Origin of the sequence: Streptomyces solicamelliae (assembly GCF_045348655.1) — a bacterium.
Taxonomy (GTDB): Bacteria; Actinomycetota; Actinomycetes; order Streptomycetales; family Streptomycetaceae; genus Streptomyces; species Streptomyces solicamelliae.
This window is the reverse complement of the sequence record NZ_CP160404.1, coordinates 2,157,763-2,168,633: the sequence shown is the minus strand read 5'-3', so window position 1 is coordinate 2,168,633 and position 10,871 is coordinate 2,157,763. Positions and strand designations below refer to the sequence as shown.

General features: G+C 72.1%; 8 protein-coding genes. 5 read left to right on the top strand and 3 right to left on the bottom strand.

Annotated elements, in window-relative coordinates; genetic code table 11:
- The first annotated feature begins 134 nt into the window (after nucleotides 1–134).
- The 5 genes from ABZO31_RS10060 to ABZO31_RS10040 all read left to right on the top strand — a co-directional run bounded on the left by ABZO31_RS10060 (nucleotide 135) and on the right by ABZO31_RS10040 (nucleotide 6,898).
- Complete coding sequence (locus ABZO31_RS10060) at nucleotides 135–992, top strand: sirohydrochlorin chelatase (protein ID WP_406860777.1); 858 nt, start codon at nucleotides 135–137, stop codon at nucleotides 990–992.
- A gap of 35 nt (nucleotides 993–1,027) precedes the next feature.
- Complete coding sequence (locus tag ABZO31_RS10055) at nucleotides 1,028–2,323, top strand: deoxyguanosinetriphosphate triphosphohydrolase (protein WP_406860776.1); 1,296 nt, start codon at nucleotides 1,028–1,030, stop codon at nucleotides 2,321–2,323.
- 166 nt (nucleotides 2,324–2,489) lie between these two features.
- Nucleotides 2,490–3,752, top strand: coding sequence for an NAD(P)/FAD-dependent oxidoreductase (locus ABZO31_RS10050; protein ID WP_406860775.1), 1,263 nt, complete (start codon nucleotides 2,490–2,492; stop codon nucleotides 3,750–3,752).
- A 45-nt stretch (nucleotides 3,753–3,797) separates the two neighbouring features.
- Nucleotides 3,798–5,687 (top strand): DNA primase, encoded by a 1,890-nt coding sequence (gene dnaG, locus ABZO31_RS10045; protein WP_406860774.1) that lies wholly within the window; start codon nucleotides 3,798–3,800, stop codon nucleotides 5,685–5,687.
- 110 nt (nucleotides 5,688–5,797) lie between these two features.
- A complete protein-coding gene (locus ABZO31_RS10040; protein ID WP_406865307.1) occupies nucleotides 5,798–6,898 on the top strand; it encodes an RNA polymerase sigma factor in 1,101 nt (366 codons plus the stop codon).
- A 29-nt stretch (nucleotides 6,899–6,927) separates the two neighbouring features.
- On the opposite strand, the gene ABZO31_RS10035 is transcribed toward ABZO31_RS10040, so the two are convergent.
- Genes ABZO31_RS10035 through ABZO31_RS10025 form a run of 3 tightly spaced genes read right to left on the bottom strand, consistent with a single transcriptional unit; the run spans nucleotide 6,928 to nucleotide 10,853 of the window.
- On the bottom strand, nucleotides 6,928–7,164 hold the full coding sequence (locus tag ABZO31_RS10035; RefSeq protein WP_406860773.1) for a hypothetical protein: 237 nt from the start codon (nucleotides 7,162–7,164) through the stop codon (nucleotides 6,928–6,930).
- Nucleotides 7,165–7,194: 30 nt separating this feature from the next.
- Nucleotides 7,195–9,120: an ABC transporter ATP-binding protein gene (locus ABZO31_RS10030; protein WP_406860772.1), complete on the bottom strand. Its 1,926-nt coding sequence runs from the start codon at nucleotides 9,118–9,120 to the stop codon at nucleotides 7,195–7,197.
- Nucleotides 9,120–10,853, bottom strand: coding sequence for an ABC transporter ATP-binding protein (locus ABZO31_RS10025; protein ID WP_406860771.1), 1,734 nt, complete (start codon nucleotides 10,851–10,853; stop codon nucleotides 9,120–9,122). The genes ABZO31_RS10030 and ABZO31_RS10025 overlap by 1 nt, the downstream gene beginning before the upstream one ends.
- Nucleotides 10,854–10,871: the final 18 nt, after the last annotated feature.

Below are 10,871 nucleotides of genomic sequence, written 5' to 3'. Positions count from 1 at the left end.
CGACCTTCCGGTTCCGATGGCGATCACCCTAGGTGACCGGACTGACAGCGCTCCTCCCCGTCCCGTGAGCCTGTGGAAAACACTCGTGACTCCCACGCAACGGGCAGGCAACGTGGCGCGGTCAGGATCGGTCCATGACGGATCCGGACATCACCCTCGCCGCCACGGCCCAGCTCCTCGGCCGGATCACGGACGAGCTGGGCACCCGGCTCGGCCAGGTCCGCCCCGACGGCGCACGGCGCGGCACGCGCCCGCCCACCCTCATAGCCGTCGCCCACGGCAGCCGCGACCCCCGCGCGCTCCCCACCGTCCAGGCCCTGCTCGAACGGGTCCGCGACCTCCGCCCCGGACTCGACGTCCGCCTCGGCCACGTCGAGCTGAACGCCCCGCTGCTCTCCGACACCCTCGCGGACCTCGCCCCGGGCGGCGAGGCGGTCCTCGTGCCGCTGCTCTTCGGCCGCGGGTACCACGTCACCCACGACCTGCCCGCCGCCGCGGCCGCCGCGCCCGCGGTCCGCACCCGCGTCGCCGACCCGCTCGGCGCCCACCCACTGCTCATCGAGGCCCTGTACGAACGCCTCGTCGACGCCGGCTGGACCGAGGCGCACGGCGCCGCCCGCGACACCGCCGTCGTCCTCGCCTCCGCCGGCTCCCGCGCCCCCGAGTCCGCCGCGGACACCCGCCGCACCGCCGCCCTGCTCCGCGAGCGCCTCGGCGTGCCCGTCGTCGCCGCGTACGCCTCCGCCGCCGCGCCCACCGTCCCCGACGCGGTCCGCGCCCTGGCCGCCCGCGGCCGGCACCGGATCGCCGTCGCCTCCCTGTTCACCGCGCCCGGCCTCTTCGCGACCCGCAGCGCCGCCCAGGCCCCCTGGATCGCCGCCGCCCCGCTCGGCCCGCACCCCGCCCTGGCCCGCCTGGTCCTCCACCGCTACGACCGTGCCGTGGGCACCCCCCGAAACCTGATCCCCGGGCGAGAACTCGCCACCGCCTAGCCCCGCCTGTCGGTCCCGCCGGTTACCTTCGGGACATGGACGGCAACACGGACACCCCCGGCTACGACGAGGCGGCCATCGAACGCTGGGACGCCGAACCCGACAAACGCCCCGGGCGGACGGCCTTCCAGCGCGACCGGGCACGGGTGCTGCACTCCGCCGCGCTGCGCCGGCTCGCCGGCAAGACCCAGGTCGTCACCCCCGGCACGAGAAGTCATGCCTGGGACGCCAGCCCGCGCACCCGGCTCACCCACTCCCTCGAATGCGCCCAGGTCGGCCGCGAACTCGGCGCCGCGCTCGGCTGCGACCCCGACCTCGTCGAGGCCGCCTGCCTCTCCCACGACATGGGCCACCCGCCCTTCGGGCACAACGGCGAACAGGCGCTCAACGACTTCGCCAAGGACTGCGGCGGCTTCGAGGGCAACGCCCAGTCCCTGCGCCTGCTCACCCGCATCGAACCCAAGCGCTTCCTCGCCGACCCCGCCACCGGCGAACCGGTCAGCGTCGGCCTCAACCTCACCCGCGCCTCGCTCGACGCCGCCACCAAGTACCCCTGGCCGCGCGGCGGACACCCCACCGACCCGGGCTCGCCCAAGTTCGGCGTCTACGAGGACGACCTGCCGGTCTTCGCATGGGTCCGCCGGGGCGCCCCCGAGCACCGCAAGTGCTTCGAGGCCCAGGTCATGGACTGGTCCGACGACGTCGCGTACTCCGTGCACGACTTCGAGGACGGGCTGCACGCCGGGCACATCGACCCCAACCTGCTCTACTCCGAGCCCGAACGCGCCGACATCTGGCGGGTCGCCATCGGCCGGTACGTCCCCGAGGACACCGACCCGCAGGAGCTCGCCGACGCCCTCGACCGCCTCGTCGAACAGGACTGGTGGCCGCACGGCTACGACGGCTCCGCCGTCGCCCAGGCCCGGCTCAAGGACGCCACCAGCCAGCTCATCGGCCGGTTCTGCCTCGCCGCCGAGGGCGCCACCCGCGCCGCGTACGGCTCCGGCCGGCTCACCCGGTACGCGGCCGAACTCGTCGTCCCCCGCCGGACCCGCAACGAGTGCGCCGTCCTCAAGGCGGTGGCCGACCGCTACGTCATGCAGCGCGCCGAGCAGGAGGCGCTCCGCGCGGACCAGCGGATCGTGCTCGCCGAACTGGCCGAGGCGCTCACCGGCCGCGCCCCGCACGGCCTCGAACCGCAGTTCCGCGCCCAGTACCTGGCCGCCCCCGACGACCGCTCCCGCAAACGGGTGATCGTCGATCAGATCGCCTCGCTCACCGACGCGTCCGCCCGCACCCTGCACGAACGGCTCACCGCCCGTCCCGCCTGACCGAACGGCCGTCGCGGAGCGGCCTGCTCCGGTCCGGGCGCCCGTTCCCGGCCCTCTTCCGCCCCCACGCTCCGTGCGGGACGCTCCCTGGAAGCGCCGGGGCGGTAGAGCCCGTCCCCACGCCGGGAGGCGTAGCGTGGAAGCGGTCGCAACGAGGAGGCATCAAGTGGTCGACGCAGATCTCAGCTTCGTCATCGTCGGCGGGGGCCTGGCCGGGGCGAAGGCGGCGGAGACGCTCCGGGCCGAGGGCTTCAACGGCAGGGTCATCCTGATCGGGGACGAGCGCGACCACCCCTACGAACGCCCCCCGCTCTCCAAGGGCTATCTCCTCGGCAAGGAGGACCGGGACAGCGTCTTCGTCCACGAACCCGCCTGGTACGCGCAGAACGACGTCGAGCTGCACCTCGGCCAGTCAGTCACCACGATCGACCGCGCCGCCCGCACCGTCCGCCTCGGGGACGGCACCGTCATCCGCTACGACAAGCTGCTGCTCGCCACCGGCGCCGAGCCGCGCCGGCTCGACATCCCCGGCATCGGTCTGGCGGGCGTGCACCATCTGCGCCGGCTCGCCCACTCCGACCGGCTCAAGCAGGTCCTCACCGGCCTCGGCCGGGACAACGGCCACCTGGTGATCGCCGGCGCCGGCTGGATCGGCCTGGAGGTCGCCGCGGCCGCCCGCACGTACGGCGCCGAGGTCACCGTCGTCGAGTTCGAGCCCACCCCGCTGAACCGGGTGCTCGGCCCGGAGCTCGGCCAGGTCTTCGCCGACCTGCACACCGAGCACGGCGTCCGGTTCCACTTCGGCGCCCGGCTCACCGAGGTCGTCGGCCAGGACGGCATGGTCCTCGCCGTCCGCACCGACGACGGCGAGGAGCACCCCGCGCACGCGGTGCTCGCCGCGATCGGCGCCGCCCCGCGCACCGCGCTCGCCGAGAACGCCGGGCTCGCGCTGGTCGACCGCGCCGACGGCGGCGGCATCGCCGTGGACGCGAGTCTGCGCACCTCCGACCCGGACATCTTCGCCGCGGGCGACGTGGCCGCCGCCCAGAACCCGCTGCTGCACACCCGCATCCGCGTCGAGCACTGGGCCAACGCGCTCAACGGCGGCCCGGCCGCCGCCCGCGCCATGCTCGGCAGGGACGTCTCCTACGACCGGGTGCCGTACTTCTTCACCGACCAGTACGACCTCGGCATGGAGTACTCGGGCTGGGCGCCGCCCGGCTCGTACGACCAGGTCGTGGCGCGCGGCGACGTCGGCAAGCGGGAGTTCATCGCCTTCTGGCTGAACGAGGGCCGGGTCGTCGCGGGCATGAACGTGAATGTGTGGGACGTCACAGAGGACATCCAGAAGCTCATCCGCTCCGGCGCGACCGTGGACCCGGACGCCCTGGCGAACCCTTCGGTGCCGCTGGAGAGCCTCATCCCCTGAGCCGGAGCGCCCTAGTCCGCCGGTGCGCCCCAGTAGAATCCATGCGTGGCAGGCAGGATCAACGATGACGACGTGAAGGCGGTACGGGACGCGGTCCCGATCGACGCCGTCGTGTCCGAGTACCTCCAGCTCCGCAATGCCGGCGGCGGCAATCTGAAGGGCCTGTGCCCCTTCCACGACGAGAAGTCCCCGTCCTTCCAGGTCAGCCCGAGCAAGGGTCTCTTCCACTGCTTCGGCTGCCAGGAGGGCGGCGACACGATCGCCTTCGTGATGAAGATCGACCACCTCTCCTTCTCGGAGACGGTCGAGCGGCTCGCCGCGAAGGCGGGCATCACCCTGCGCTATGAGGAGGGCGGTTACAACCCCGGCCACCAGCGCGGCGAGCGGATCCGGCTGATCGAGGCGCACAAGGCCGCCGCCCAGTACTACGTGGACCAACTCGGCTCGCCCGAGGCCGAGATCGGCCGCCGTTTCCTCGCCGAGCGCGGCTTCGACCAGGCCGCCGCCGCGCACTTCGGCGTCGGCTACAGCCCGGCCGGCTGGGACCACCTCACCCGCTTCCTGCGCGGCAAGGGGTTCTCCGACAAGGAACTGATCCTCTCCGGCCTCTCCCAGGACGGCCGCCGCGGCCCCATCGACCGCTTCCGCGGCCGCCTGATGTGGCCGATCAAGGACGTCGGCGGCGAGGTCGTCGGCTTCGGCGCGCGCAAGCTGCGCGACGACGACAACGGGCCCAAGTACCTCAACACGCCCGAGACGCCGGTCTACAAGAAGTCCCAGGTCCTGTACGGCATCGACCTGGCGAAGAAGGAGATCGCGAAGAGCAGCCGGGCCGTCGTCGTCGAGGGCTACACCGACGTCATGGCCTGCCACCTGGCCGGCGTGACCACCGCCATCGCCACCTGCGGCACCGCCTTCGGCGGCGACCACATCAAGATCCTGCGCCGGCTCCTGATGGACAACGGCTCGGCCCGCGTGATCTTCACCTTCGACGGGGACGCCGCCGGCCAGAAGGCCGCCCTGCGCGCCTTCGAGGACGACCAGAAGTTCGCCGCCGAGACCTACATCGCCATCGCCCCGGACGGCATGGACCCCTGCGAACTACGCCTCGCCAAGGGCGACGAGGCGGTCTCCGACCTGGTCGAGCCGCGTACCCCGCTGTTCGAGTTCGCGCTGCGGCAGATCGTGAACCGGTACGACCTGGAGACCCCGGCCGGCCGCGCCGCCGCGCTCGACGAGGCCGCCCCGGTCGTCGCGAAGATCAAGAACATCGCCGTGCAGCACGCGGTCGCCGTCCAGCTCGCCGGCCTGGTCGGCATCCTCGACGAGAAGTTCGTCGTCCACCGCGTCGGCCAGCTCGCCCGCTGGCAGCGCGACCGCGGCGGCAAGGGCCCGGCGCCCGCGCAGAACCGTCGGCAGGCCCCGCAGATCCAGGCCCCCGTCGCCCCCGCCGGCCCCGCGCTCAACCTGCGCAGCCCCGCCCACCGCACCGAGCGCGAGCTGCTCAAACTGGCCCTGCAGCGGCCCGAGCTCGTCTCGCCGGCGTTCGACGCGTACGGGATCGACGAGTTCACCGCGCCGCCGTACGCGGCCGTGCGCCAGTGCATCCAGGACGCCGGCGGCGCGACCGACGCCCCCGCCGACTACCTCGACGTCGTCCTGCAGTCGGCCCCCGACGACACGGTCCGGGCGCTGGTCCGCGAGCTGGCCGTCGAGACCGTCTTCGCGAAGAGCGTCGACGAGGTGTACGCCGGGGACCAGCTGGTGACCGTCCGGCTGCGTGCCGTGGACCGCCGGATCCGCGACGTCCAGGGCCAGCTCGCCCGGCTCGGCGCGCACGGCGCGCCCGAACAGGTCGCCGCGGTGCAGAACGAACTGTGGGTGCTCACCCAGTACGCCCAGTCCCTCCGCACCCACGGAGCGGCGGCGCTCTGACGCGCGGTAGCGCGCCCGTCACGTACCGGATTCAAAAAGTCCCCGCACGCCCCTCGTGGCGGCCGTGTGTCGTACCCCACACTGGATCCGGTGCCTGAGCCCTCGGAGCCCTGGAGGTCGCCCCCGTGCAGACCCGGACCCTCACCCCGGCGGACGCCGTGCCCGAGCAGCGCAGAGCGCCGCAGCAGGAGCAGCAGCCGGAGCGGCCCGCGCCTCCCGAGGGGCCGGCGCCCGAAGAACTGGCCGAGGAGGCCCCGGAGCCCGAGCCGGTGCCGCGGCGTCCCGAGCTCGCCGGGAGCGGGCCGACCGGCGACCTGTTCCGGCAGTACCTGCGCGAGATCGGCCGGATCCCGCTGCTCACCGCGGAGGAGGAGGTCGAGCTGGCCCGCCGGGTCGAGGCCGGTCTGTTCGCCGAGGAGAAGCTCGCTCGCACCCCGGACCTGGACTCGCGCCTGGCGCACGACCTGGACCGGCTGGTCGTCATGGGCCGGATGGCGAAACGCCGGCTGATCGAGGCGAACCTGCGGCTCGTGGTCTCCGTCGCCAAGCGGTACGTGGGCCGCGGCCTGACCATGCTCGACCTGGTGCAGGAGGGCAATCTCGGCCTGATCCGGGCGGTGGAGAAGTTCGACTACGCCCGCGGCTACAAGTTCTCCACGTACGCGACCTGGTGGATCCGGCAGGCGATGTCCCGGGCGCTGGCCGACCAGGCCCGCACCATCCGCGTCCCGGTGCATGTGGTGGAGCTGATCAACCGGGTGATCCGGGTGCAGCGCCGGATGCTGCAGGAGCGGGGGTACGAGCCCACGCCCGAAGAGGTCGCCGCCCAGCTCGACCTGGTGCCCGAGCGGGTGAGCGAGGTGCTGCGGCTGGCGCAGGAGCCGGTGTCGCTGCACGCGCCGGTCGGCGAGGAGGAGGACGTCGCCCTCGGCGACCTGATCGAGGACGGCGACGCCGCGTCCCCGGTGGAGTCCGCCGCCTTCCTGCTGCTGCGGGAGCATCTGGACGCGGTGCTCTCCACGCTCGGCGAGCGGGAGCGCAAGGTCGTCCAGCTGCGCTACGGGCTGGACGACGGGCGGCCCCGCACCCTGGAGGAGATCGGACGGCTCTTCGGCGTGACGCGCGAACGCATCCGCCAGATCGAGTCCAAGACCCTCAACAAGCTGCGGGACCACGCCTTCGCCGACCAGCTCCGCGGCTACCTCGACTGAGGCGTCCGCCGAAGCCGGCCGGCCGTCCGTCAGGCGTCCGGCTCGGACGCCCCCTCGCGCCGCTTCCTGTTCGCCGCCTCGAAGGCGGCGCCGATCGCGACGCCGACCCCCATGCCCAGGCCGATGCCCATGCCCGGGTTGCCGGCGAGCAGGCCGAGGCTGATGCCCAGCGCGAGGCCGATCGGCATCCACAGCGCGATGCCCAGGCCGGGCTGCGGCGCCGCGCTCAGCCCCGGTTCGTCCTGCTCGTTCTTCTCGTCCGCCATGGCGGTTCCCCCTTCGTGGTCGTGCTGTGGTCAGTCGACCTCGGCGACCGCCTGGGCGAACTGGGCCGCGTACAGGCGCGCGTACGCGCCCTCCGCCGCCAGCAGCTCGCTGTGCGTCCCCTGTTCGACGATGGCGCCATTCTCCATCACCAAGATCACGTCGGCGTCGCGGATCGTCGAGAGCCGGTGCGCGATCACGAAGGACGTGCGGCCGTGCGCCAGCCGGGCCATCGCCTTCTGGATCAGCACCTCGGTGCGGGTGTCGACGGAGCTGGTCGCCTCGTCGAGGACCAGGATCACCGGGTCGGACAGGAACGCCCGCGCGATGGTGATCAGCTGCTTCTCGCCGGCGCTGACGCCGCTGCCTTCGTCGTCGAGGACCGTGTCGTACCCGTCCGGCAGCGTCCGGACGAATCGGTCCGCGTGCGCCGCCCGGGCCGCCTCCTCGATCTCCTCCCGGCTCACCGCGCGCGAGGCGCCGTACGCGATGTTGTCGGCGATGGTGCCGCCGAACAGCCAGGTGTCCTGGAGCACCATGCCGATCCCGGCCCGCAGGTCCTCCCGCGACATGTCCGCCACGTCCACCCCGTCGAGGGTGATGCGGCCGCCGGTGACCTCGTAGAACCGCATCAGCAGGTTCACCAGGGTCGTCTTGCCGGCGCCGGTCGGGCCGACGATCGCGACCGTCTGCCCCGGCTCCACCGTGAGCGACAGGTCCTCGATCAGCGGCTTCTCCGCCTCGTAGCGGAACGCCACCTTCTCCAGCGCCACCCGGCCCTTGAGCTGCTCCGGCTTCTGTGACCCGGGGGCGTCCGGCTCCTGCTCCTCCGCGTCGAGCAGCTCGAAGATCCGCTCGGCGGAGGCCACGCCCGACTGCACCAGGTTCGCCATCGACGCGACCTGCGTCAGCGGCATCGAGAACTGCCGGGAGTACTGGATGAACGCCTGCACGTCGCCGATGGACAGGGTGCCCGAGGCGACCCGCAGACCGCCGACCACGGCGACCAGCACGTAGTTGATGTTGGAGATGAAGAACATCACCGGCTGCATCACACCGCTGTTGAACTGGGCCTTGAAGCCCGCCTCGTACAGCGCCTCGTTCTGCTCGGCGAAGTCCTTCGCGGCCTCGTCCTGCCGGCCGAAGATCTTCACCAGGGAGTGCCCGGTGTACATCTCCTCGATGTGCGCGTTCAGCTTGCCGGTGGACTGCCACTGCTGCACGAAGTGCGGCTGCGAGCGCTTGCCGATCCGGGCCGCCGCCACGACCGACACGGGCACGGTCACCAGCGCGACGAGCGCGAGCAGCGGCGAGATCCAGAACATCATCACCAGCACGCCGACGATGGTCAGCAGGGAGTTGATCAGCTGGCCCATCGACTGCTGCAGGGTCTGCGAGATGTTGTCGATGTCGTTGGTGGCCCGGCTCAGCACCTCGCCGCGCTTGGCCTTGTCGAAGTACGACAGCGGCAGCCGCGACAGTTTCGCCTGGACGTCCTCGCGCATCCGGTACACGGTCCGGTTGATCACCGTGATCGACAGCCGCGTCGACACCAGCATCAGCAGACCGGCCGCCACGTAGATCGCGAGGACCAGCAGCAGCACCGTGCCGACCGCGGAGAAGTCGATGCCCTGCCCGGGGGTGAAGTCGACGCCGGAGAGCATGTCCGCCATGCCGTCGTCGCCCTCGGCGCGCAGCCCGGCGACGGCCTGCTCCTTGGTGGTGCCGGCGTCCATCCCGCGGCCGACGACGCCCGCGAACACCAGGTCCGTCGCCTTGCCGAGGATCAGCGGCCCGACCACCGAGGCCGCCACGCTGAGCACGCAGGCGGCCAGCATCAGCCACAGCGCGCTCCGCTCCGGCGCCAGCTGCTTCAGCAGCCGCTTCCCGGAGCCCTTGAAGTCCATGGACCGCTCACCGGACTGGCCCATCATCATGCGTCCGCCAGGACCGGCCATCAGGCAGCCTCCGCCTCGGTCAGCTGGGAGAGCACGATCTCCCGGTACGTCTCGTTGTCCGCCATCAGCTCGTGGTGCCGTCCGGCGCCCACGACCCGGCCCTCGTCGAGGACCACGATCCGGTCGGCCTCGCGGATGGTCGACACCCGCTGGGCGACGATCACCACGGTCGCGTCCGCGGTCTCCCGCGCCAGCGCGGAGCGCAGCAGCGCGTCCGTCTCGTAGTCGAGGGCCGAGAACGAGTCGTCGAAGAGATAGATCTCCGGCCGCTGCACCAGGGTCCGCGCGATGGCGAGCCGCTGCCGCTGGCCGCCGGAGACATTGGTGCCGCCCTGCGCGATCGGCGCGTTCAGCCCGTGCTCCAGCTTCCGGACGAAGTCGGCGGCCTGCGCCACCTCGAGCGCCTGCCACAACTCCTCGTCGGTCGCGTCCGGCTTCCCGTACCGCAGGTTCGTCGCCACCGTCCCGGAGAACAGGTACGGCTTCTGGGGCACCAGGCCCACCGTCCTGGCCATCAGCTCCGGGTCGAGGGACCGCACGTCCACGCCGTCGACGAGCACCTCGCCACCGGTCACGTCGAACAGCCGCGGCACCAGGCCGAGCAGTGTGGACTTGCCGCTGCCGGTCGAGCCGATGATCGCGGTGGTCTCGCCCGGACGGGCCACCAGCTCCACGTCCCGCAGCACCGACGCCTCGGCGCCCGGGTAGCGGAAGTCCGCGCCCCGGATCTCCAGATGGCCGCGCCGGTCCAGCTCCCGCACCGGCTCGGCCGGCGGGACGACGCTGGAACCGGTGTCCAGCACCTCCTGGATGCGCTCGGCGCAGACCTCGGCGCGCGGCACCATCATGAACATGAAGGTGGCCATCATCACGGCCATCACGATCTGCATCAGATAGGCGAGGAAGGCGGTCAGCGCGCCGATCTCCATGTCGCCGCTGTCGATGCGGTGCGCGCCGAACCAGACCACGGCCACGCTGGAGACGTTCACCACCGTCATGACGGTCGGGAACATCAGCGCCATCAGCCGGCCCGTCGCCATCGAGACGTCCGTCAGCTCCGTGTTCGCGCCCCGGAACCGCTCGCTCTCGTACCCGTCGCGGACGAAGGCCCGGATCACCCGGTTGCCGGTGATCTGCTCGCGCAGCACCCGGTTCACCGTGTCGAGGCGCTCCTGCATCGTCCGGAACAGCGGCCGCATCCGCTTCACGATCAGCGAGACCGCGATGCCCAGGACCGGCACCACCGACAGCAGTACCGCCGACAGCGGCACGTCCAGCGACAGCGCCATCACGATGCCGCCGACGCACATGATCGGCGCCGAGACCATCAGGGTGAACGCCATCAGCACCAGCATCTGCACCTGCTGGACGTCGTTCGTGGTCCGGGTGATCAGCGACGGCGCGCCGAACTGCCCGACCTCACGGGCCGAGAAGGACTGCACCCGGGCGAACACCGTGGCGCGCACGTCCCGGCCCAGCGCGGAGGCGGTCCGCGCCCCGTAGTACACGGCGCCGATGTTGCAGACGACCTGCACCACGGACACGGCGACCATCAGCGCGCCGAACCGCAGGATGTAGCCGGTGTCCCCCTGGACGACACCGCGGTCGATGATGTCGGCGTTGAGGGTGGGCAGGTAGAGGGTGGCGCAGGTCTGCAGGAACTGCAGCAGCACCAGCAGGGCGATCGGTTTTCGGTACGGTCCGAGGAAGGTCCGGAGCAGTCTTATGAGCACGGGACCTACTATCGCCCG